General features: G+C 70.7%; 20 protein-coding genes. 6 read left to right on the forward strand and 14 right to left on the reverse strand.

Annotated features, from left to right (window positions below; genetic code table 11):
* Positions 1 to 278: 278 nt before the first annotated feature.
* Together ACH4YL_RS07460 and ACH4YL_RS07465 are read right to left on the reverse strand one after the other, a co-directional pair.
* Complete coding sequence (locus tag ACH4YL_RS07460) at positions 279 to 2,381, reverse strand: phosphocholine-specific phospholipase C (RefSeq protein ID WP_398505727.1); 2,103 nt, start codon at positions 2,379 to 2,381, stop codon at positions 279 to 281.
* A 167-nt stretch (positions 2,382 to 2,548) separates the two neighbouring features.
* Positions 2,549 to 3,133 carry a TetR family transcriptional regulator gene (locus ACH4YL_RS07465; protein ID WP_398505729.1) on the reverse strand — a complete coding sequence of 195 codons (585 nt, stop codon included), beginning with the start codon at positions 3,131 to 3,133 and terminating at the stop codon, positions 2,549 to 2,551.
* 130 nt (positions 3,134 to 3,263) lie between these two features.
* Between ACH4YL_RS07465 and ACH4YL_RS07470 the strand changes: the two genes are divergently transcribed.
* The 3 genes from ACH4YL_RS07470 (at position 3,264) to ACH4YL_RS07480 (ending at position 5,788) form a co-directional block, all read left to right on the forward strand.
* Positions 3,264 to 4,124: an oxidoreductase gene (locus ACH4YL_RS07470; RefSeq protein WP_398505731.1), complete on the forward strand. Its 861-nt coding sequence runs from the start codon at positions 3,264 to 3,266 to the stop codon at positions 4,122 to 4,124.
* The gene (locus tag ACH4YL_RS07475) at positions 4,121 to 4,738 is read left to right on the forward strand and encodes an NAD(P)-dependent oxidoreductase (protein WP_398505733.1); all 618 of its coding nucleotides are present in this window, start codon (positions 4,121 to 4,123) and stop codon (positions 4,736 to 4,738) included. The genes ACH4YL_RS07470 and ACH4YL_RS07475 overlap by 4 nt, the downstream gene beginning before the upstream one ends.
* Before the next feature lie 147 nt (positions 4,739 to 4,885).
* The gene (locus tag ACH4YL_RS07480; RefSeq protein WP_398505735.1) at positions 4,886 to 5,788 is read left to right on the forward strand and encodes a hypothetical protein; all 903 of its coding nucleotides are present in this window, start codon (positions 4,886 to 4,888) and stop codon (positions 5,786 to 5,788) included.
* Between the two features lie 66 nt (positions 5,789 to 5,854).
* On the opposite strand, the gene gatB is transcribed toward ACH4YL_RS07480, so the two are convergent.
* The 8 genes from gatB to ACH4YL_RS07520 all read right to left on the reverse strand — a co-directional run bounded on the left by gatB (position 5,855) and on the right by ACH4YL_RS07520 (position 15,992).
* Positions 5,855 to 7,366, reverse strand: coding sequence for an Asp-tRNA(Asn)/Glu-tRNA(Gln) amidotransferase subunit GatB (gene gatB / locus ACH4YL_RS07485; RefSeq protein ID WP_398505737.1), 1,512 nt, complete (start codon positions 7,364 to 7,366; stop codon positions 5,855 to 5,857).
* Positions 7,367 to 7,382: 16 nt separating this feature from the next.
* Positions 7,383 to 7,625: a hypothetical protein gene (locus tag ACH4YL_RS07490; protein ID WP_398505739.1), complete on the reverse strand. Its 243-nt coding sequence runs from the start codon at positions 7,623 to 7,625 to the stop codon at positions 7,383 to 7,385.
* A complete protein-coding gene (gatA, locus tag ACH4YL_RS07495; RefSeq protein WP_398505741.1) occupies positions 7,622 to 9,115 on the reverse strand; it encodes an Asp-tRNA(Asn)/Glu-tRNA(Gln) amidotransferase subunit GatA in 1,494 nt (497 codons plus the stop codon). The genes ACH4YL_RS07490 and gatA overlap by 4 nt, the downstream gene beginning before the upstream one ends.
* Position 9,116: 1 nt before the next feature.
* Positions 9,117 to 9,413 carry an Asp-tRNA(Asn)/Glu-tRNA(Gln) amidotransferase subunit GatC gene (gene gatC, locus ACH4YL_RS07500; protein WP_016642027.1) on the reverse strand — a complete coding sequence of 99 codons (297 nt, stop codon included), beginning with the start codon at positions 9,411 to 9,413 and terminating at the stop codon, positions 9,117 to 9,119.
* A gap of 239 nt (positions 9,414 to 9,652) precedes the next feature.
* Complete coding sequence (locus ACH4YL_RS07505) at positions 9,653 to 11,779, reverse strand: putative bifunctional diguanylate cyclase/phosphodiesterase (RefSeq protein ID WP_398505743.1); 2,127 nt, start codon at positions 11,777 to 11,779, stop codon at positions 9,653 to 9,655.
* Between the two features lie 316 nt (positions 11,780 to 12,095).
* Positions 12,096 to 14,279 (reverse strand): NAD-dependent DNA ligase LigA, encoded by a 2,184-nt coding sequence (gene ligA, locus ACH4YL_RS07510; protein ID WP_398505745.1) that lies wholly within the window; start codon positions 14,277 to 14,279, stop codon positions 12,096 to 12,098.
* A gap of 31 nt (positions 14,280 to 14,310) precedes the next feature.
* Positions 14,311 to 15,306 carry a methionine synthase gene (locus ACH4YL_RS07515; protein WP_398505747.1) on the reverse strand — a complete coding sequence of 332 codons (996 nt, stop codon included), beginning with the start codon at positions 15,304 to 15,306 and terminating at the stop codon, positions 14,311 to 14,313.
* Positions 15,303 to 15,992 carry an SDR family oxidoreductase gene (locus tag ACH4YL_RS07520; protein WP_398505749.1) on the reverse strand — a complete coding sequence of 230 codons (690 nt, stop codon included), beginning with the start codon at positions 15,990 to 15,992 and terminating at the stop codon, positions 15,303 to 15,305. The genes ACH4YL_RS07515 and ACH4YL_RS07520 overlap by 4 nt, the downstream gene beginning before the upstream one ends.
* A gap of 62 nt (positions 15,993 to 16,054) precedes the next feature.
* Here ACH4YL_RS07520 and ACH4YL_RS07525 point away from each other — a divergent pair, with 62 nt between their 5' ends.
* Both ACH4YL_RS07525 and ACH4YL_RS07530 read left to right on the forward strand, forming a co-directional pair.
* A complete protein-coding gene (locus ACH4YL_RS07525; RefSeq protein ID WP_398505751.1) occupies positions 16,055 to 16,393 on the forward strand; it encodes a DUF427 domain-containing protein in 339 nt (112 codons plus the stop codon).
* Positions 16,394 to 16,460: 67 nt separating this feature from the next.
* The gene (locus ACH4YL_RS07530; RefSeq protein WP_398505753.1) at positions 16,461 to 17,258 is read left to right on the forward strand and encodes an alpha/beta fold hydrolase; all 798 of its coding nucleotides are present in this window, start codon (positions 16,461 to 16,463) and stop codon (positions 17,256 to 17,258) included.
* 29 nt (positions 17,259 to 17,287) lie between these two features.
* Here the strand turns inward: ACH4YL_RS07530 and mnmA are convergent, their stop codons facing one another.
* Entirely contained in the window at positions 17,288 to 18,412 is a 1,125-nt protein-coding gene (mnmA, locus tag ACH4YL_RS07535; protein ID WP_398505755.1) for a tRNA 2-thiouridine(34) synthase MnmA, read from the reverse strand.
* 222 nt (positions 18,413 to 18,634) lie between these two features.
* Here mnmA and ACH4YL_RS07540 point away from each other — a divergent pair, with 222 nt between their 5' ends.
* Positions 18,635 to 19,351, forward strand: coding sequence for an N-acetylmuramoyl-L-alanine amidase (locus ACH4YL_RS07540; protein WP_398505757.1), 717 nt, complete (start codon positions 18,635 to 18,637; stop codon positions 19,349 to 19,351).
* 21 nt (positions 19,352 to 19,372) lie between these two features.
* Here ACH4YL_RS07540 and ACH4YL_RS07545 read toward each other — a convergent pair whose 3' ends face one another.
* The 3 genes from ACH4YL_RS07545 to ACH4YL_RS07555 all read right to left on the reverse strand — a co-directional run bounded on the left by ACH4YL_RS07545 (position 19,373) and on the right by ACH4YL_RS07555 (position 21,127).
* The gene (locus ACH4YL_RS07545) at positions 19,373 to 20,536 is read right to left on the reverse strand and encodes a cysteine desulfurase family protein (protein ID WP_398505759.1); all 1,164 of its coding nucleotides are present in this window, start codon (positions 20,534 to 20,536) and stop codon (positions 19,373 to 19,375) included.
* Between the two features lie 102 nt (positions 20,537 to 20,638).
* On the reverse strand, positions 20,639 to 20,953 hold the full coding sequence (locus ACH4YL_RS07550; protein WP_398505761.1) for a DUF4190 domain-containing protein: 315 nt from the start codon (positions 20,951 to 20,953) through the stop codon (positions 20,639 to 20,641).
* Between the two features lie 21 nt (positions 20,954 to 20,974).
* Positions 20,975 to 21,127: a hypothetical protein gene (locus ACH4YL_RS07555; RefSeq protein ID WP_398505763.1), complete on the reverse strand. Its 153-nt coding sequence runs from the start codon at positions 21,125 to 21,127 to the stop codon at positions 20,975 to 20,977.
* Positions 21,128 to 21,176 lie beyond the last annotated feature (49 nt).

The following is a 21,176-nucleotide window of genomic DNA, read 5'->3' on the forward strand; positions in this document are numbered from 1 at the left end:
CCGCAAAGAACTCAAGACCTACGAAGGAACACTCTCGCAGTAGATACGTGATCGTTTGCCCGATTCGTGGGCTTACTCACGTCGAAGTGGGGTTACTCACAGCCACGTGGAGCCCTTAGGGGGTGACTCTCGGATCTTGCCGGGCTCGCGTGCCCTGGCACGCACATCTGCCGCGTTGTCGTCGGTCGCCATGGCTCCGCCATGACTCCCTCCTCCGCCTTGCAGCTGCACGCACCAGACCCCGCTCACTGATCCGGCCTGATCCGAGAGTCACCCCCTTAGCCGGACACGCTCGGTCGCCCGTTCTCGATATGGCCCATCAGCCGTCGGCGGAAAGCGGCGTCGCGGTCCGCGGTCACCTCGATGTCGTACCAGCCGTCCGCGTCGGCCGCCGAGTGCACGACGGTACGGCTGCGGCCGGGCTTGACCGTGATGGAGCGGGTCCAGTCGGCGAGGTCCTGGTCGTCGACGTAGGCCAGCGGGCGGACGGTGAAGGTGACCGTCATGCCGCCGTCGTTGCGCAGCACCAGATGAAGATCGCGGTCGTGATGATCGATCCGCGTGGTGACCTCGGCCGCGCCCTTGGCGCTGCCGGCGAACTCACGGCGGAAGCCGTTCGGCCCGGTGATCGTGAAGCGGTAGGCGTCGCCGGTAAGGGGCACCGACCATTGCGCCTTACCCCTTACGTCCTTGTGCTGCGGGACGGCGAACTCACCCGCGTACGGATAGAGGGCGAAGTGCGCGCTCGCTCGGCCGCTGTTGCTGAGCGCGACCGTGAAGGCCTTGCCGTCGCTGCTGACCCTGCCGTACGCGTCCGGCTGGTACGGCAGCGGCCGCGCGCGCCGGACCCCCGGCTCCTGGACCGGCATCCGCTGGACCCGCGGCGGCTTCGGCTGCCAGCGGCCGCTGAACGCCGGAATGGCGCCGGGCTGCTCCACATCCGGCTGCGGCCTGCCGCGCCGGAAGTCGAAGGCGGAGGTCAGATCGCCGGTCACCGCGCGCCGCCAGTCGCTGATGTTCGGCTCGTCGATCCCGGTCCACTGCTCCAGGAACCGGATCACGGAGGTGTGGTCGAAGACCTCGGAGCAGACATAGCCGCCGACGGACCAGGGCGAGACGACGAGCAGCGGCACCCGGATGCCGAGGCCGGTGGGCTTGCCGTCCCACTGCTCTTCGGCGAACTCGGGCGGCGCGACGGGCGGCGGCACATGGTCGAAGAAGCCGTCGTTCTCGTCGTAGTTGATGAGGACGACGGTGTGCCGCCACACATCGGGGTGCTTGCCGAGCGCGTCCAGGACCTTGTAGACGATCGTCGCGCTGTGGATCGGCGAGGAGACGCTCGGGTGCTCGGAGTCGATCGCTGAAGGCACCAGATAAGAGACCGCGGGCAGCGTGCCGGCCGCGACGTCCTTGGCGAACTCCTCGGCGAGCGTGCCGGTCGGCGTACGCCGCAGTCCGCGCTCGAAGAGCCGTCGCTCGGCCTTGGTGAGGGTGGCGACGCCGTCCTCCAGGAGGCCCAGCAGCCGCTCGCGCTCCGCGGCGTCCTGCGTGTCCCGGACGGCCGCGTAGAACGACTCCATGAAGGTGTGGCCGCCGGTGCTGGCCAGGGCCTTGCGGGCGATCGTCTTGAAGGTGGTGAAGAACTCGACCTGGTTGTCGGTGAAGTTCTCCCACTCGGTGTACGTCTTCCAGCTCTTGCCGGCCCGCTCCAGGCGCTCGGCGTAGGTGCCCCAGCCGTAGCCGGGGTGGGTGCCCTCGTCGTACGCGTCGTTGTCGACGGCCCGCCTGCCGTCCGCCTCGAAGCCGGTCTTGCCGCTCCACAGGTGGTTGCGGTTGGGGCTCGTCGACGTATGGATCGAGGAGTGGTACGCGTCGCAGATGGTGAAGGTGTCCGCGAGTTCGTAGTGCAGCGGGATGTCACGGCGGTCGTAGTAGGCCATCGTGGCGGCCGACTTGGCGGTGATCCAGTTGTTCATCCAGCCGTCGCCCCAGGCTTTGGCGCCGCCGCTCCAGGAGTGGTCGAGTGCGCCGATGTACTGGAGGTCCTTCTTCTGCGCCTCGGCGGCGTCGCGTACCGGGAAGGGCAGGACGGTGGTGCCGAGCGGTCCGGGCTGCTCGAAGACGGGCCGGCCGGTGGGGAGTTCGATCGCATTGCGGTCGCCGAAGCCGCGTACGCCGCGCAGGCTGCCGAAGTAGTGGTCGAAGGACCGGTTCTCCTGCATGAGGATCACAACGTGCTTGACCGCCCGCAGTCCGCCGGACGGCGGTTCGGCGGCGAGCGCGGTCTGCAGGGACGGCGGCAGCAGTGAGCCGGCCGCAGCCGCGCCGATCGCGCCCCCGCCGATCGCGAGCAGACGCCGCCGTGACATGTCCGTGGCCAAGTGATCCTCCCGATTCCGGTGCTGCAGCGAGGACCGTAATGAGGCCGGATGACCTGAAAAAGACCTGGACACATCGTATGGGTGAACCTACGAGCGCGACGGCGAACATTCGAGCACGCCCCTTGAAGTGACGCGGGCTGGGCACCTTCCCGCGGTCGCCGTGGGCGCTACGCGCTCGGCCCGGGCGGGCGGGTCACGCGGCCGACCGCCACCACCACCGCGTGACGGCGGGCCGCGATCGCGGCCGGGTCGGTCAGCGGGCCGACGGGCTCCGGCGTGCCCTCGCTCCAGGTGCTCGACAGCGCGACGACCAGGTCCAGCAGAACGCGCGGCGGCAGACCCGCGTCGACCTTGCCCGCCGCCTGGGCCGCCGCCAGCGACTGCAGCTTGCCCTGGTTCACGTGCTCCACCATCGGCAGCCCGCGGACCTCGTCCGGGCGCTCCAGGCTGTGCCAGCGGGCGAGCCGCATCAGATGCGGGTGCGCGAGGTGGAAGTCGAACAACTGGCCCGCGTAGCCCGGCAGATCGTCGGCGTTGAAGGGCGCGGCATCGACGATCTCCTCGACCGCCGCCGCGAAGACCGCGTCGAAGAGCTGGTCCTTGCTCCCGAAGTGCACGTAGATCAGGTTCTTGTTGTACCCGGCCGTCGCGGCGATGCGGTCGACGCGCGCACCGGCGATGCCGTGGGCGGCGAACTCTTCGGTCGCCGCGCTCAGCAGCTGCTTCTTCGTCTCTCGGGAGTCTCTGGGCACGACGCCATGGTAACTGACCGTCCGGTTACCTGCCCCGATCCCGGTCCCGGACTGCATCGCTTGCACATCGATGGAGCCGGGCGTACGGTCGAAGTAACTAACCAGTCAGTTATCCGGGAGGGGCATTCTCATGTCTCAGCAACAGGTCTGGTTCATCACCGGCAGTTCCCGCGGCCTGGGCCGCGCCCTCGCCGAGGCCGCGCTCGCCGCGGGCCACCGGGTCGTGGCGACCGCCCGCAAGCCCGAGCAACTCGACGACCTCGTCCGGAAGTACGGCGAGCAGATCCGCCCGGTCGCGCTCGACGTCACCGACGCCGACGGCGCACGCGCGGCCGTCCTGGGCGCGGCCGAGGCGTTCGGCCGGCTCGACGTCGTCGTCAACAACGCCGGATACGGCGACATGGCGTCCGTCGAGGACGTCACCGACGCCGACTTCCGCGCCCAGATCGACACCAACTTCTACGGCGTCTACCACGTCACCCGCGCCGCGCTGCCGATCCTCCGCGGCCAGGGATCCGGCCACATCATCCAGATCTCCTCGGTCGGCGGCCGGGTCACCACACCCGGCCTGGCCGCCTACCAGAGCGCCAAGTTCGCCGTGGAGGGCTTCTCCGAGGTGCTGTCCAAGGAGGTCGCGCCGCTCGGCATCAAGGTCACGCTCATCGAGCCCGGCGGGCTGCGCACCGACTGGATGGGCTCCTCGATGACCATTCCGCCGATCAGCGAGCCCTACGAGCGGACGGTCGGCGCGCTCGCCGCGATGAGGCAGGAGTACGAGCCGCCGGGCGACCCGGTCAAGGCGGCCGCGGTCATCCTCGGGCTCACCACGCTCGACGAGCCGCCGCTGCGGCTGCTGCTCGGCAAGGACGCCGTGCAGCACGCCGCCACCGTGGACCGGGCTCGTACGGAATCGGACGCGCGGTGGCGGGAGTTGAGCGAGTCCATCGCCTTCGACACCACGGCCTCGGTCGCGCCGGTGCCGGGCCTGTGAACATCACCGTCTTCGGCGCGACCGGCCGCACCGGCCGGGCGTTTCTCACCCTGGCCGGCGCGGCCGGACACCACACCGTCGCGCAGGTACGTGACCCGGCCCGGCTGGGCCGCGCGCCCGCCGGCCGCGTGGTCCCCGGCGGCGCCTTCGACGAAGCGGCCGTGGCGGACGCGCTGACCGGCGCGGACGCCGCGGTGATCGCCTTCGGGTTGCGCGGCAACCGCTCCACGCCGCTCTACTCGCGCGGCACCGCGCTGATCGTCGACGAGATGCGCCGCCAGGGCGTGCCACGGCTGGTCGTCGTCTCGGAGGCGGGATACGGACGCCATGTCAGCGGCCGGACGGGCCGCGCCTTCGCCGCCGTCTACCGTGCGACGGCCCGGCCGCTGCTGCGGGAGCGGGACGCGCAGGACGCGATCGTCGAGGGAAGCGGGCTGGACTGGACCGTCGTACGGCCGGGTGTGCTGCACGCGGGCGAGCCGCGCGGCGTACGGCCGCGCCGGTCGGCGCCGTATCTCGGGCTCGCGCCGCGCACCACGTTCACCGACCTGGCCGCGCTGGTGCTGGAGGCGATCGGCGACCCGAAGACCCACGGCAGCGATCTCTATCCGTGAACCGGCCGCCGTCCGAACCGAGATGACGACCACCGAGGGTGATCACTGAATCGAGCCAGTGTCCCCGAGATGCACCCGAGCCGTCCGAAACCGCAAATCCCCACGTACGCAACGGGCGTTGTCAGTGGATGCTGGCACGATGGACGCATGGAGACTACGGGGACCAACCAGCCGATCCTCACGCCATGCGAAGCGGCGGACTTCGCGCTGACGCTGCACGACGCGCCCGATGCGTACGTCGGCCGGCAGCCGGTCCCGGTGCTCGCCCATCCGTCGGGCGCTTCGCTGCGGGAGCGGCGGGAGACGTTCCGCGAGGTCTACGCCGCGATAGTGGCCCGGATCGGCGAGCCGACGCTGTACGGCGGCTCGGCGGACGGGCCCAATGTCCGCTGGCGGGACGCCCGGAGGACCGTGCTGCTCGCCGGAATGCTCCAGGGGGCAACGTTGTCGGTGCACGGCACGGACGCCCTGGAGACCGAGGAGCACCGCACCTTCGAGTGGGGCGGCGCCTGGTCGGCGGACGAGTCGCACGACTTCGAACTGCTGCCGTACACCTGGCAGTTGGACCGCAGCGGTCCGGGTGAGCGCCCGGTGGCGCCGCGCACCGGCGGCCGGATGGCCTCCTGTCTCGAACACTTCCAGATCGCCCTGGAGTTGCTGCTCGATGCCTGGATCGAGCAGCTTCCGGTCCAGGTCGGCGACGACTGGGCGGGTTTCTGTGTGACGAGCGCGGCCGACCGCGGCCGCCAGTTGCAGATTTCGTATGCGATCCAGGACGGGCTGCAGCTCTCCGTCGACGACCGGGACGGCGAGGACAGCCCGGAGCGCGCGCAGCTGATGCGCTCGCGTGGCTGGCACTTCCGGGACCGCGGCTGGTGGCAGACGGAATTCCAGGAGCCCGAGCGGCCGGAGGCTGCGGAGGTGGCCCGGCTGGCGGTGGCGGAGCTGCGGGCGCGAGGCACGAAGGAGCCGAAGGAGCTGCGGGCCCGGGACGTCAGCTGCAAGGACCGTGGCGAGCTGTGGCTGCCGGGCCTGGGCATACGTCACTGACCCGTCGGCGCAACGGAAAGGCGGCCCGCACCGGTTGGTGCGAGCCGCCCACTTCCGTACCGGCGCTCAGCCCTCGCTGACGCCGAGGCGCTCCAGGATGAGCTCCTTGACGCGGGCCGCGTCCGCCTGGCCGCGGGTGGCCTTCATGACCGCGCCGACCAGCGCGCCCACCGCGGCCACCTTGCCGCCGCGGATCTTGTCGGCGATCGCCGCGTTGCCCGCGATGGCCTCGTCGACGGCGGTGCCCAGCGCACCCTCGTCCGAGACGACCTTCAGGCCGCGCTTGTCCACGACGGTGTCCGGGTCGCCCTCGCCCGCGAGCACGCCCTCGATGACCTGACGGGCCAGCTTGTCGTTCAGGTCACCGGCGGCGACCAGCGCGGTCACCTGGGCGACCTGCTCCGGAGTGATCGGCAGCCCGTCCAGCGCGCGGCCGGACTCGTTGGCGTTACGGGCCAGCTCACCCATCCACCACTTGCGGGCCGAACCGGAGTCGGCACCCGCGTCGATCGTGGCGACGATCAGATCGACCGCGCCCGCGTTCAGGATCGACTGCATGTCGTGCTCGGAGATGCCCCACTCCTCGCGCAGCCGGTTACGGCGCACGCGCGGCAGCTCGGGCAGCGTTCCGCGCAGCTCCTCGACCCATTCGCGGGCCGGCGCGACCGGGACGAGGTCGGGCTCCGGGAAGTACCGGTAGTCCTCGGCCTCTTCCTTGACCCGGCCGGACGTCGTGGAGCCGTCGTCCTCGTGGAAGTGACGGGTCTCCTGGATGATCGTGCCGCCGGACTCGAGCACCGCGGCATGCCGCTGGATCTCGTAGCGGGCCGCACGCTCCACGGAGCGCAGCGAGTTGACGTTCTTGGTCTCCGAGCGGGTGCCGAACTTCTCGACACCGTGCTTGCGCAGCGACAGGTTCACGTCGCAGCGCATCTGGCCCTGCTCCATGCGGGCCTCGGAGACGTCGAGCGCCCTGATGAGCTCGCGCAGTTCGGCGACGTACGCCTTGGCGACCTCGGGCGCACGCTCGCCCGCGCCCTCGATCGGCTTGGTGACGATCTCGATCAGCGGGATGCCGGCGCGGTTGTAGTCCAGCAGGGAGTGGGACGCGCCGTGGATACGGCCGGTGGCGCCGCCGACGTGCAGCGACTTGCCGGTGTCCTCCTCCATGTGGGCGCGCTCGACTTCCACGCGGAAGACCTCGCCGTCCTCCAGCTGGACGTCCAGATAGCCGTTGAAGGCGATCGGCTCGTCGTACTGCGAGGTCTGGAAGTTCTTCGGCATGTCCGGATAGAAGTAGTTCTTCCGGGCGAAGCGGCACCACTCGGCGATCTCGCAGTTGAGCGCGAGGCCGATCTTGATGGCCGACTCGACGCCGATCGCGTTGACGACCGGGAGTGAGCCGGGCAGACCGAGGCAGGTCGGGCAGGTCTGCGAGTTGGGCTCGGCGCCCAGCTCGGTGGAACACCCGCAGAACATCTTGGTCTTGGTGCCGAGTTCGACATGGACCTCGAGGCCCATGACGGGGTCGTAGCCGGCGAGAGCCGCTTCGTACGACACCAGTTCAGTGACGGTCACGGTGAAACTTTCCCTCTCAGCCCAGCAGGACGTCGTCGTCGCCCAGGCGCTTCAGCTCGCGGTAGAGCAGAGCCAGGCCGGTGACGATGGCGGCGGCGGATACGGCGGCGTCGATGAGCCGGAGCGTGTCGTTCTCGGCGCGGGCCCTCTTCACCTGCTTGGCGACGCTGACCGCGCCGAACGCGGTGGTGCCGATCGACAGATAGGTACCGGTCTTGGACTTCTTGAAGCCCTTGGCCTTCGACATTGCACTACTCACAGCGACGGTGCCTCCTCCAGCAGCGGGTGGCCCCACTTTTCCACGAAGGCGGCCTCTACGGCGGCGCCGACCTTGTACAGCCGGTCGTCCTTCATGGCGGGGGCGATGATCTGCAGGCCGACCGGGAGGTTGTCCTCCGGCGCGAGGCCGCAGGGCAGCGACATCGCGGCGTTGCCGGCCAGGTTGGTCGGGATGGTGCACAGGTCCGCGAGGTACATCGCCATCGGGTCGTCGGCGCGCTCGCCGATCGGGAAGGCGGTGGTCGGCGTCGTCGGCGAGACGATGACGTCGACCTGCTCGAAGGACTTCTCGAAGTCCCGGGTGATGAGCGTGCGGACCTTCTGCGCGCTGCCGTAGTACGCGTCGTAGTAGCCGGAGCTGAGCGCGTACGTGCCGAGCATGATGCGGCGCTTGACCTCGTCGCCGAAGCCGGCCTCACGGGTCAGCGCGGTGACGTCCTCGGCCGAGGTCGTGCCGTCGTCGCCGACCCGCAGGCCGTAGCGCATGGCGTCGAAGCGGGCGAGGTTCGAGGAGCACTCGGACGGCGCGATCAGGTAGTACGCGGAGAGCGCCAGGTCGAAGGACGGGCAGTCCAGCTCGACGATCTCGGCGCCGAGCTTCCTCAGCAGCTCGACGGACTCGTCGAAGCGCTGGATGACACCGGCCTGGTAGCCCTCGCCGCGGAACTGCTTGACGACGCCGACGCGCATACCGCTCACGCTGCCGTTGCGCGCGGCCTCGACGACCGGGGGGACCGGGGCGTCGATGGAGGTCGAGTCGAGCGGGTCGTGACCCGCGATGACCTCGTGCAGCAGCGCCGCGTCCAGGACCGTACGGGCGCAGGGCCCGCCCTGGTCGAGCGAGGAGGAGAAGGCGACCATGCCGTAGCGCGAGACGCCGCCGTAGGTGGGCTTGACGCCGACGGTGCCGGTGACGGCGGCGGGCTGGCGGATGGAGCCGCCGGTGTCCGTGCCGATGGCGAGCGGCGCCTGGTAGGAGGCGAGGGCCGCGGACGAGCCGCCGCCGGAGCCGCCGGGGATCCGGGTCAGGTCCCACGGGTTGCCGGTCGGGCCGTACGCGCTGTTCTCGGTCGAGGACCCCATGGCGAATTCGTCCATGTTGGTCTTGCCGAGAATGACGACGTCGGCCTCCTTGAGCCTGCGCGTCAGAGTGGCGTCGTACGGCGGGATCCAGCCCTCGAGGATCTTCGAGCCGACGGTGGTCGGGATGCCCTCGGTGGTGAAGATGTCCTTCAGCGCGAGCGGCACACCGGCCAGCGGGCCGAGCTTCTCGCCGGCGGCACGCTTGGCGTCGACGGCGCGGGCCTGCGCGAGCGCGCCCTCGCGGTTGATGTGCAGGAAGGCGTGCACCTTCTCGTCGACGGCCTCGATCCGGGCCAGATGGGCCTCGGTGACCTCGACCGCGGTCAGTTCGCCTGCGGCGATCTTCCCGGCGATCTCGGCCGCGGTGAGCTTGGTGATGTCGGTCATGTCAGTCCTCCCCCAGGATCTGCGGCACCTTGAAACGCTGCTGCTCCTGAGCCGGAGCGCCGGAGAGAGCCTGCTCGGGGGTGAGCGAGGGACGGACCTCGTCGGCGCGCATGACATTGGTCAGCGGCAGCGGGTGGGAGGTCGGGGGTACGTCTTGGTCGGCGACCTCGGAGACGCGGGCGACCGCGCCGATGATGTCGTCGAGCTGTCCGGCGAAGTGGTCGAGCTCTTCGTCCTTCAGCTCCAGACGTGCCAGCCGGGCGAGGTGGGCGACCTCCTCGCGCGTAATGCCAGGCATGCAGCGATCCTCAGGGGTGAGTGTGTGGTGTTTGGCCCAATCCTATGGGGCACGGGGGGCTGCGAACGAAACGGTTAGCCGCCGGGGGCGGGGGCTCGGCGGCGCGGCACGCCGCGTTCGCGGCCGTGCGGGGGCTCCGGCACGCGTGTCCCGCGTCTCGAGAACCGCGGGATCGGGCGGACGTGGGCGAGGGGCTCGGGGGCCGGGGGCCTGTGGCCGAAGCCCGCAGGAAGTGACTGTCAGGGCACTACTTGGCCGGTCGGCTCGTCCGCGTCGGCGTCCACGTCCGCGGATTCCGCGAGCTCCTCCTCGCGGTGCCAGCCCCGTTCACCCCTGGCCCGGAGCCATGCCGTCGTCTCCTGCGGCGGCATCGCGGCTGCGACCAGCCAGCCCTGGACCGCGTCGCAGCCCAGATCGCGCAGCCGCTCCCAGGTCTCGTCGTCCTCGACGCCCTCGGCGACGACCAGCAGGCCCAGCGAGTGGGCCAGGTCGACGGTGCAGCGGACGATCTCCGCGTCCTCGTTGTCGACCGCGAGCCGGGCCACGAAGGAGCGGTCGATCTTCAGTTCGCTGACGGGCAGCCGGCGCAGGTGGACGAGGGAGGAGTAGCCGGTGCCGAAGTCGTCGAGTGACATCTTCACGCCGTGGTCGGCCAGCCCGGCGAGTGTGTCGGCGGCCCGCTGCGGGTCTTCGAGCAGCACATGTTCGGTTATCTCCAGCTGGAGCGCGCCTGCCGGGACGCCGTGCCGGGCGAGCCGGGCGGCGACGGATCCGGCGAAGCCCGGCGTGTGGACATCGCGCGGCGAGACATTGACGGCGACGGGGACTTCCAGCCCCTGGGCCCGCCATTTGGCGACCTGCGCGAGGGCCGTGTCCAGTACGTACTCGGTGAGGTGCGGCATCAGGCCGGAGGACTCGGCGATCGCGATGAACTCGTCGGGCGGGACCCGGCCGCGGTCCGGGTGGACCCAGCGGACCAGCGCCTCCAGACCCGCGACATGGCCGTCGAAGCGGACCTTGGGCTGGTAGTGGAGCTCCACGTCGCCGGCGTCCAGGGCGCGGCGCAGGTCGCCCAGCAGGCCGAGGCGGTCCGGTGTGTTGCTGTCGCGCTTGGACTCGTAGACCTCGACGCCCGTACGGTCCCGCTTCGCCTGGTACATGGCCACGTCCGCGCGCCGCAGCAGCCCCTCGGCGTCCTGCGCGTGGTCGGGGAACACGGCGACGCCCGCGCTGGCCTCCAGCACGAGCGTCAGTCCGTCCAGGTCGAGCGGCGAGGACAGGTCGGCCACCAGGAGGCGGGCGACGCGCTGGGCGCTGGTGGTGGAGTCGGCCGTCGGCAGGAGCACGGCGAACTCGTCGCCGCCGAGCCTGGCCGCCTCCGCGCCGCGCGGCAGCGCGAGCCGCAGCCGGTCGGCTATCTGCACCAGCAGCCGGTCGCCCGCGAGATGGCCGAGCGTGTCGTTGACGGAACGGAAGCGGTCGAGGTCGATCAGTACGAGAGCGGACCGGGCCCCGCTGCCCTCGGCGTCCTCCAGAGCGGCCCAGGTGCGCTCCAGCAGCCACTGCCGGTTGGGCAGCCCGGTGAGCGGGTCGCGCAGTTGCTCCTCGGCTCTGGCGCGGGCGATCCAGAGCGTCGAGTCGAGGGCGATCAGCGGCACGGCGAACAGCGGCAGCAGCAGCGGCATGGCGATGGCGACGACACAGATCAGTGGCGCGATGCCGAGCAGCGCGACCGCGACAAGGCCCTGCCGGAACAGTGCCGTACGAGCGACGGTGGGCAGGCCGCCGCTCTGCGGCGCCAGCACGTACCACAACAGGAGCCGGGTGACCGCGAGATAGGCCGTGGCCGCCAGGATCACTTCGGGTGCGGCCTCGATGCCCCACTCGGGTGGTTCCCACGGCTGTTCGACGCTCGGCGACACACCGAAGACCTCAAGGACGAGCGCGGCCACGCCGATGCCCAGGATGTCAACGGCGCCGTGCAGCAGGCCCTGTCGCCAGCGGTTGCGGCGGGCGGCGCCGACCAGGGCCACGACGGCCAGGCTGACCAGCCCGGCGGGCACCCAGCCGAACAGCAGCAGGACCGCGAGTGTGAGGGCCGCGCCGGAGCCGGTGCCACCCCACCAGCGGTCGCGGCCGAGGGCGACCAGATGGCCGACGATGATTCCGGTGAGGACGGCGAGCGACCAGCCGACCGCGCCGCTCGGGAAGAGCGCGTCGTGCCGGCGGACCGTGGCGACGACTCCGGTGACGAGCACAAGTGCGGCGGACACGACGACGACGGCGTGCAGCCCCGGCATCATGCCCGCAAGGGCCGCGAATCCACGCGGCCGTGAGACCGGGGCGGCGCTCTCGGTCGGTTTCATTCCCGTCCCTCTCACAGCCGGCGGTGCCCATGCCTCGCGATGGCTCCCCTTGTCATGCCACCACGACTGAATTCCCACCACGCAGCCGTGCACGACAGGCGCACGTCTCAACAGTAGGCCGCAGGAGGCTTTGACGGGCAGCGCTCTACAGCTCTTGCCCGAATGAGACCCGGCCACCCTTATCCATCTGCTATGCGCCGAACGGGTGACCTGTACCGGTCGTTCCGGCTCCGGTTCCGGCGTCCGAATCCCGCCCTGCGCGCCCCCTGCGGCTCCTCTTGTGAGCCCCCTCCAAGCCCCGCGCACGCCCCCTCCGTTACGCCTCAGGAGGCACAGCGGCCTCACGGGCTGCATCCGGTCCCTGGTCGAGCAGGACGGCGAAGCCCTCCTCGTTCAGAACCGGCACCTTCAGCTGCATCGCCTTGTCGTACTTGGAACCGGGGTTGTCACCGACCACCACGAAGGCCGTTTTCTTCGAAACAGAACCGGCCACTTTCGCGCCGAGGCTCTGGAGGGCCTCTTTTGCGCCATCTCTGGTGTAGTTCTCCAGCGTGCCGGTGACGACGACGGTGAGTCCTTCGAGCGGCCGGGGCCCCTCGTCCTCGCCGGAGCCCTCCTCTTCCAGCCGGACGCCCGCCTCCCGCCACTTGCGCAGGATCTCCCGGTGCCAGTCCTCCGCGAACCACTGCTTGAGCGAGGCGGCGATGATCGCACCGACGCCTTCGGTGGCGGCGAGTTCCTCCTCGGTCGCCTGGTCGATCCGGTCGATCGAGCGGAACTCACGCGCCAGCGCCTCCGCCGCGACCGGGCCGACATGGCGGATGGAGAGCCCGGTGAGGACCCTGGCGAGCGGCCGGTCCTTGGCCGCCTGGATGTTCTCCAGCATCGCGACCGCGTTCTTCTTCGGCTCGCCCTGCTGGTTGGCGAAGACCGTCGCGATCTTCTCCTCGCCCGTCTTCGGGTCGCGCTTGGGCAGTCCGCTGTCCTGGTCCAGGACGTACGCCTTGATGGGCAGCAGTTGCTCGACGGTGAGGTCGAAGAGGTCGCCCTCGTCCTTCAGCGGCGGCTCGGCCGGCTCCAGCGGCTTGGTCAGCGCGGCTGCCGCGACATAGCCGAAATGCTCGATGTCCAGCGCCCTGCGGCCCGCGAGATAGAACAGCCGCTCACGCAACTGGGCCGGGCAGGAACGGGCATTGGGGCAGCGCAGATCGACATCGCCCTCCTTCATCGGCCGCAGCTCCGTGCCGCACTCGGGACACTCTGACGGCATCACGAACTCCCGCTCGCTGCCGTCCCGCAGGTCCACGACCGGGCCGAGGATCTCCGGAATGACGTCACCGGCCTTGCGCAGCACCACCGTGTCGCCGATGAGCACGCCCTTGGCCTTCACCACGTCCTGGTTGTGCAGCGTGGCGAACTCGACCTCGGAGCCTGCCACCTTGACCGGCTCCACCTGGGCGTACGGCGTGACGCGCCCGGTGCGGCCGACGCCGACGCGGATGTTCACCAGCTTGGTGTTGACCTCCTCCGGCGCGTACTTCCACGCGATCGCCCAGCGCGGCGCCCGCGCGGTGGAGCCGAGCCGGCCCTGGAGCGGGATCTCGTCGAGCTTGACGACCACTCCGTCGATCTCGTGCTCCATGGAGTGGCGGTTCTCGCCGAAGTACGCGATGAACTCGCGGACGCCCGCCAGCGAGTCCACCACCTTGTTGTGCCGGGCGGTCGGCAGGCCCCATTCGCGCAGCAGGTCGTACGCCTGCGAGAGGCGGTCGATGTCGAAGCCGACCCGCGCGCCGATGCCGTGCACCACCATGTGCAGCGGAAGGGTGGCGGTTACCTTCGGGTCCTTCTGGCGCAGTGAACCCGACGCGCTGTTGCGCGGGTTGGCGTACGGCTGCTCCCCCGCCTCCACCCGCCGCGCGTTCAGTTCCTGGAACTTGTCCATCGGGAAGAAGACCTCGCCGCGGATCTCCACGAGGTCCGGGACACGGTCGCCCCGCAGCCGCTCCGGGATGTCGGCGATGGTCCGCACGTTCGGAGTGATGTCCTCGCCGACGCGGCCGTCGCCGCGGGTCGCCGCGCGGGTCAGCCGGCCCTTCTCGTACGTCAGGTTCACCGCGAGCCCGTCGATCTTCAGCTCGCACAGGAAGTGGAAGTCGGAGGTGCCGACGTCTCGTGCGACGCGCTCGGCCCAGGCGGCGAGTTCCTCCTCGTCGAAGGCGTTGTCCAGCGAGAGCATCCGCTCGCGGTGCTCGACCTTCGCCAGATCCGTCTCGTACTGCCCGGAGACCTTCTGGGTCGGCGAGTCGGGCGTACGCAGCTCGGGGTACTCCTCCTCCAGCGCCTCCAACCGGCGCAGCAGCCGGTCGAAGTCGCCGTCGCTGATGACCGGCTGGTCCTTCACGTAGTACCGGAAGCGGTGCTCCTCGACCTGCTCGGCGATTTGGGCATGCTGCTCCCGGGCTTCTGCGGGCAGTGCCTTCTGCTGTTCGCCAGCCACCGTTGTGTCCTCCCGATTCCCAAGCAACCCACTACTCAGGGTTGTCTGCGAGCGATCTCGCGGCCCGGACGCAGTGGGCGAGCGCGGCGCGGGCATACGCGGGCGATGCACCCGCGAGACCGCAGCTCGGAGTGATCACCACGGACTCGCTCAAAGTCCCCGGATTCAGCCCCAGCCTGCGCCACAACGTCCTGACACCCATGACGCTACCTGCCGGGTCTGACAATGCGGCGTCAGTGGACGGCACGACTCCCGCGAACAGCTTCGTACCGCCTTCGACCGCCTCACCGATCGTCTCCTCGTCACGCTCGGTGAGGAGTTCGAAATCGAACGAGACGCCCGCGGCTCCGGCCCGGCGCAGCAGCGCGAACGGCACGTCCGGCGCGCAGGAGTGGACGATCACGGGGTCCTCGCTCACGCCGATCACCTCGCGCAGCGTCGACTCGACGAGCTGCCGGTCCACGGACCGGTGTGTGCGGTATCCGCTCGCGGTCCTGATCTGTCCGCGCAGCACGGCCATCAGCGACGGCTCGTCGAGCTGCAGCACCACCTGTGCACCAGGCACCCGGCGGCGTACATCCGCCAGATGCGTACGCAGTCCTTCCGCAAGCGACTCCGCGAGGTCCCGGACGGCGCCCGGGTCGCCGAGCGCGGCTTCGCCGCCCCGCAGCTCCAGGGCGGCGGCGAGCGTCCACGGGCCCACGGCCTGCACCTTCAGCGGACCCTCGTAGCCCTGGGTGAACTCCTCCAGCGCGTCGAGGTCCTCGCCGAGCCAGGAAACGGCCCGGCGGGTGTCCCGGCCCGGCCGGTCGCTGATCCGCCAGCCGCTCGGCTCGACATGCGCGTACATCTCGACGAGCAGCCCGATGGTCCGCCCGATCATGTCGGCGCCGGGCCCGCGGGCGGGCAGTTCGGGCAGATACGGGAAGTCGTCGATGGAGCCGGCGACGGTCTTGGCGGCCTCGCGGGCGTCTCCGCCGGGCATGGATCCGACGCCGGTCGCGGGGCCGAACAGTGCGCTGCTCATCGTCCCGGCCGCACCGTCAGGTCGTTGATCTCGGCGTCCCGCGGCAGGTCGATCGCCGTCAGGATCGTCGTCGCGACGGACTCCGGGTCGATCCAGCGGGACGCGTCGTACTCCTTGCCCTCCTGCGAGTGCACCTTGGCCTGCATGGGGCCGGCCGTACGTCCCGGATAGACCGAGGTGACCCGTACGCCGCTGCCGTGCTCCTCGTGGCGCAGCGAGTCGGCGAGCGCCTTCAGCCCGTGTTTGGAGGCCGCGTAAGCGCCCCATTCCGCATGCGCGTTGAGGCCCGCGCCCGAGTTCACGAACAGCACATGGCCCTTGGCGACCCGCAGTTGCGGCAGGAAGAGCCGGGTGAGCTCGGCGGGTGAGATCAGGTTGGCGTTGAGCTGCTGGTGCCAGGTCTTGGGGCGCAGCTCGGCGATCGGTCCCAGGTCGACGATGCCCGCGATGTGCAGCAGCGAGTCGAGCCGGTCCGGCATCGGCTGCATGCCGAGCGCCTTGGAGATGCGGTCGGGGTCGGCGAGGTCGGCGACCAGGGTCCGGGCGCCGGAGAACTCGCTCGCGAGCTCCTTCGCACGGCCCGCGTCGCGTGCCAGCAGGATGAGCTCGTCGCCGCGCGCGTGCAGCCGGCGCGCGACGGCGGCGCCGATGCCGGAGCCGGCGCCGGTGATCAGGTGTGTAGCCATGGGAACCATGCTCGCACCCCGGACCGGGGAAGAAGCCGGCCGCCCACGACGCTGCATCTGTTATGACTCAAGCACCCACTGGACATCGCATCACCGTCGAGCCCGGCACGACTCATGTCCGGGTCCTGCGCAACGGCGTCCTGATCGCCGAGAGCCGGCGGCCGCTGCTGCTGCGCGAGACCGGTTTCCCCGTGCGCTACTACCTGCCGCCGGAGGACGTGCGCACCGAACTGCTCACGCGTTCCGGCACCCACAGCCACTGCCCGTTCAAGGGCGACGCCGACTACTGGTCGCTGCCGGACGCGCCCGATCTGGTGTGGGCGTATCCCGAGCCGAAGGCCCAAGTCGCGCAGATCAAGGACCACTTCTGCTTCTACGAGACCGAGGTCGTCGAGGACTGACCGGAGTCCGGAGAAGAATCCCGGGCACGAGCGATGAGTTCCGCGACCGGCTCCAGTCACCCCTCTTATGGACAAGACGAGCAGGACGCTGGACAAGGCGGAGTCGGGGGACGGCACGCTCATCGCTTACGAGCAGCGGGGCGACGGGCCGCCGCTGGTTCTGGTCAGCGGGGCCCTGTGCACGGCGGCGACCGACGCGCCGCTCGCGGGGCTGCTCGCCGCGCGTTTCGGTGTCTTCACCTACGACCGCCGCGGCCGGGCCGGGAGCGGTGACACCGCGCCGTACGCGGTGGAGCACGAGATAGAGGACCTGGCGGCCGTGATCGTGGCGGCGGGCGGCAGCGCCTGTGTCCACGGCATGTCGTCGGGCGGCGCGCTTGCGCTGCGAGCGGCGGCCGCCGGGCTGCCGATAACCCAGCTCTCGGTGTACGAGCCGCCGTACAGCCCGACGGTGAAGACGGACGAGGAACCCGCGCCCTACGAGCGCCGGATGCGCGAGCTGCTGGCCGAGGACAGGCGCGGTGACGCGCTCGCGCTCTTCCTCGGCGAGGCCGGGATGCAGCCGGACGTCGTCGACGGCATGCGGCAGACGCCGATGTGGGCGGGCATGGAGGCGCTTGCGCACACGCTCGCGTACGACCACGACGTGATGGGCAACGGCGCGGTACCGGCCGCGATGCTGCGCGGGACAGGCACGCGGGTGATGGTCGTCGACGGCGGCGCGAGCCCGTCGTGGCTGCGGGAGGCGGCACGCCTGGTCGCCGAGGAACTGCCGCGCGGCAGGCACCGCACGCTGACGGGCCAGACGCACGAGGTGTCGCCGCAGGTGCTGGCTCCGCTGCTGACGGAGTTCTTCACGGCGTAGCCCGCCCGAAGCGCCGACGGCGCCGGGGCTCAGGCGACCGAGGCCGTCGCCCGGCTCGTCGTCGCGATCGTCGCCGAGCCCACCACACGCGTGCCGTCGTACAGCACGATCGCCTGGCCGGGCGCCACGCCCCGCACCGGCTCCGTGAAGGACACCTGGAGCTCGCCGCCGACCAGCTCGGCGGTCACCTGCGTCTCGCCGCCATGGGCCCGCAGCTGTGCCGTGTACGTCCCCGGGCCCGCCGGAGGCGCTCCGCACCAGCGGGGCTTGATCGCGGTCAGGCCCAGCACGTCCAGCGCGTCGACCGGGCCGACCGTCACGGTGTTGTTCACCGGCGAGATGTCCAGGACGTAGCGCGGCTTGCCGTCGGGCGCCGGGTGGCCGATGCGCAGGCCCTTGCGCTGACCGATGGTGAAGCCGAAGGCACCCTCGTGCGTGCCGAGCTTGGCGCCCGCCTCGTCGACGATGTCGCCCTCGGCCGTGCCGAGGCGCGAGGCCAGGAAGCCCTGGGTGTCGCCGTCCGCGATGAAGCAGATGTCGTGGCTGTCGGGCTTCTTGGCGACCGCAAGACCGCGGCGCTCGGCCTCCGCCCGGATCTCGTCCTTGGTGGTGAGCGTGTCGCCGAGCGGGAACATCGCGTGCGCGAGCTGACGCTCGTCGAGCACGCCCAGCACATACGACTGGTCCTTGGCCATGTCGCTGGCGCGGTGCAGCTCGCGGCCGCCGTCCTCGCCGGTCACGACCGTGGCGTAGTGCCCGGTGCAGACGGCGTCGAAGCCGAGCGCGAGCGCCTTGTCGAGCAGCGCGGCGAACTTGATCTTCTCGTTGCAGCGCAGACAGGGGTTCGGCGTGCGGCCGGCCTCGTACTCGGCGATGAAGTCCTCGACGACGTCCTCGCGGAAGCGCTCGGCGAGATCCCAGACGTAGAAGGGGATGCCGATGACGTCCGCGGCACGGCGGGCGTCGCGCGAGTCCTCGATGGTGCAGCAGCCTCGCGCACCGGTGCGGAAGGACTGCGGATTCGCGGAGAGAGCCAGGTGCACCCCGGTCACATCGTGTCCGGCTTCGGCGGCACGGGCGGCGGCGACGGCGGAGTCCACGCCGCCCGACATAGCGGCGAGCACACGGAGCGGGGGCTGGGAAGTCTGAGTCATAGCCCTACCAGAGTAAGGGGCAAGGGGGTGTCTTTGGGATCGGGCCGGATGAGCGAGCGGGGTCTGGTGCGGTGCATCGCAAGGCGGAGGAGGGAGACGACGCGGAGCGTCGGCGACTGACGACAACGCGGCGAGGTGCCGTGCCAGGGCACGCGAGCCCGGCAAGGTCCCAAAGACACCCCCTAGGGAACCAGGAGCTCGCGAGTATGCGTTGAAGTGCTCATGGGAAGCGATGCGAAGCGCGGCACAGGTGGCGGGACCGGCAAGAAGCGGGGCGTGAGCCGGCGGGCCGTGCTGATCGGGGGCGGGGCCGTGGTGCTCGGCGCGGGCGCGCTGGCGCAGGACGAGCTGCGGCGGATCTGGTGGCGGATGCCGGGGATGGCCAAGCCGCGGAAGGAAGGTGAGCTCGATCACCCGGGCGCGGAGTGGACCGCCGCGTCCCGGGCGAACTGGCGGCTGGCGGACCGGCCCGACGACTACACCATCGACCGCGTGATCATCCATGTCGTCCAGGGCAGCTATCCGTCGGCGCTGCGGGTCTTCAAGGACCCGGGCCACGGAGCGGCGACGCACTATGTCGTACGCAAGGACGGGCATGTGGCGCAGATGATCCGCGAGCTGGACGTGGCTTTCCACGCCGGGAACCGCTCGTTCAACGAGCGCAGCATCGGCATAGAGCACGAGGGCTTCGTGGACCGGCCGCAGGGCTTCACGGCCGCGATGTACAGCGCGTCGGCGCTGCTGACGGCGGGCATCTGCGTGCGCTACGAGATCCCGGTGGACCGGAAGCACATCATCGGGCACGTCGAGGTCCCGGGCACGGACCACACGGACCCGGGGCCGCACTGGGACTGGAACCGCTACATGGCGATGGTGCACAAGGCGATGCCTACGGCGCGCCGGGTGCAGGCGAGCGCGAAGGCGGACCAGCAGGACTAGCAGGGCCGGCGGACCGCAGGACTAGGTCAGACCGGCCGTACGCGCGCGTTCCACCGCCGGGCCGATGGCCTCGGCGACCGCATCCACATCCGCCTTCGTCGAGGTGTGGCCGAGGCTGAACCGCAGCGTCCCGCGCGCCAGGTCCGGGTCCGTGCCGGTGGCGAGCAGTACGTGGCTGGGCTGCGCGACGCCCGCCGTGCAGGCGGATCCGGTGGAGCACTCGATGCCCTGCGCGTCGAGGAGCAGCAGCAGCGAGTCGCCCTCACAGCCGGGGAAGGTGAAGTGCGCGTTGGCGGGCAGGCGGTCGTCCGGGTCGCCGCCGAGGATCGCGTCGGGGACCGCCGTACGCACGGCCCGGATCAGCCCGTCGCGAAGTGCGCCGATGTCGCGTGCGAACTCCTCGCGCCGCTCGGCGGCCAGCTTTCCGGCCACCGCGAAGGAGGCGATCGCGGGCGCGTCGAGGGTGCCGGAGCGGACATGGCGCTCCTGGCCGCCGCCGTGCAGGACGGGGACCGGGCTGTAGTCGCGGCCCAGCAGCAGCGCGCCGATGCCGTACGGGCCGCCGATCTTGTGTCCGGAGACGGTCATCGCCGCGAGTCCGGAGTCGGCGAAACCGACCTCCAGCTGACCGAAGGCCTGGACGGCATCGGCATGCAGCGGGACCCCGAACTCCGCTGCCACGGCGGCGAGTCCGGTCACCGGCATGACGGTGCCGATCTCGTTGTTGGCCCACATCACGGTGGCGAGCGCGACATCGTCCGGATTGCGCTCGATCGCCTCGCGCAGTGCCTCGGGGTGCACCCGTCCGTACGAGTCGACCGGCAGATACTCGACGGTCGCGCCCTCGTGCTCGCCGAGCCATTCGACGGCGTCGAGGACGGCGTGGTGCTCGACGGGGCTGGCGAGGACGCGGGTCCTGGCCGGTTCGGCGTCGCGCCGCTGCCAGTACAGGCCCTTCACGGCGAGGTTGTCGGCCTCGGTGCCGCCGGAGGTGAACACCACCTCGCTGGGCCGCGCGCCGAGGGCCTCCGCGAGCATCTCGCGGGCCTCCTCGACGGCGCGGCGGGCCCGGCGTCCGGCGGCGTGCAGCGCCGAGGCGTTGCCGGTGACGGTGAGCTGCGCGGTCATCGCCGCGACGGCCTCCGGCAGCATCGGAGTGGTCGCGGCGTGGTCGAGGTAAGCCATGGTGGCCTCGATTCTACGAGGCCTGGCGGGGGCGCGGACGCCGCGCAGGGGGGCACGGGCGTGCGGGGCCCGTTCTCCCCCGTACTTCGGGCCGTCGCGAGGTCAGCCGCCGAGGCTCCAGGCGACGGTTCCGTTGACGGTGACAAGCACGGCGAGGACCGCGAGATCGGCCAGGCCGAGCGCGAGTCCGAGCAGTGCGCGGCCGCGGCGTGCGGTGCCGCGCCAGAGGGCGATCGACGCGAGCACGACGGCGATCGGGCCGAGCAGGATGTTCATCACGAGCAGGCCGACGAGGCCGAGGATGAAGGCGGCGACGGCCATTCCGTCGGCGTCCCGGCGGGAGTCGGTGCCGGAGTCGCTGCTGGGGTCGGCGCTGGAGTCGTCGCTGTGCCTCTGTGCGGTGGCGATGAGTTGCATGGCTGGTTCGGCTCCTTCCGGTCAGTGGTGACGGGCGCGGCGCTCGCGCACGGCGAAGACAAGCAGCCAGACACCGATGACGGAGCAGGCCACGACGGTGACGGAGAGGGGGAGTTGGGCCACGGCGCCCAGCAGGATCCCCAGGAGGAGCAGTGCTGCGACGAGGGCGATCATCGTCTTCCTTCCTCATTCCGGGTGAACACTTGGGAGTACGACTGTTCAC

The organism is Streptomyces sp. NPDC020681 (assembly GCF_044334895.1).
Lineage (GTDB): Bacteria > Actinomycetota > Actinomycetes > Streptomycetales > Streptomycetaceae > Streptomyces.

Coding starts and splice junctions, on each gene's coding strand:
- ACH4YL_RS07470 (WP_398505731.1), top strand. CDS start 3,264: ATGTCTCAGCAACAGGTCTGGTTCATCACCGGCAGTTCCCGCGGCCTG.
- ACH4YL_RS07480 (WP_398505735.1), top strand. CDS start 4,886: ATGGAGACTACGGGGACCAACCAGCCGATCCTCACGCCATGCGAAGCG.
- gatA (WP_398505741.1), bottom strand. CDS start 9,115: ATGACCGACATCACCAAGCTCACCGCGGCCGAGATCGCCGGGAAGATC.
- gatC (WP_016642027.1), bottom strand. CDS start 9,413: ATGCCTGGCATTACGCGCGAGGAGGTCGCCCACCTCGCCCGGCTGGCA.
- ACH4YL_RS07505 (WP_398505743.1), bottom strand. CDS start 11,779: ATGAAACCGACCGAGAGCGCCGCCCCGGTCTCACGGCCGCGTGGATTC.
- ACH4YL_RS07515 (WP_398505747.1), bottom strand. CDS start 15,306: ATGAGCAGCGCACTGTTCGGCCCCGCGACCGGCGTCGGATCCATGCCC.
- ACH4YL_RS07520 (WP_398505749.1), bottom strand. CDS start 15,992: ATGGCTACACACCTGATCACCGGCGCCGGCTCCGGCATCGGCGCCGCC.
- ACH4YL_RS07525 (WP_398505751.1), top strand. CDS start 16,055: ATGACTCAAGCACCCACTGGACATCGCATCACCGTCGAGCCCGGCACG.
- ACH4YL_RS07530 (WP_398505753.1), top strand. CDS start 16,461: ATGGACAAGACGAGCAGGACGCTGGACAAGGCGGAGTCGGGGGACGGC.
- mnmA (WP_398505755.1), bottom strand. CDS start 18,412: ATGACTCAGACTTCCCAGCCCCCGCTCCGTGTGCTCGCCGCTATGTCG.
- ACH4YL_RS07540 (WP_398505757.1), top strand. CDS start 18,635: ATGGGAAGCGATGCGAAGCGCGGCACAGGTGGCGGGACCGGCAAGAAG.
- ACH4YL_RS07545 (WP_398505759.1), bottom strand. CDS start 20,536: ATGGCTTACCTCGACCACGCCGCGACCACTCCGATGCTGCCGGAGGCC.
- ACH4YL_RS07550 (WP_398505761.1), bottom strand. CDS start 20,953: ATGCAACTCATCGCCACCGCACAGAGGCACAGCGACGACTCCAGCGCC.
- ACH4YL_RS07555 (WP_398505763.1), bottom strand. CDS start 21,127: ATGATCGCCCTCGTCGCAGCACTGCTCCTCCTGGGGATCCTGCTGGGC.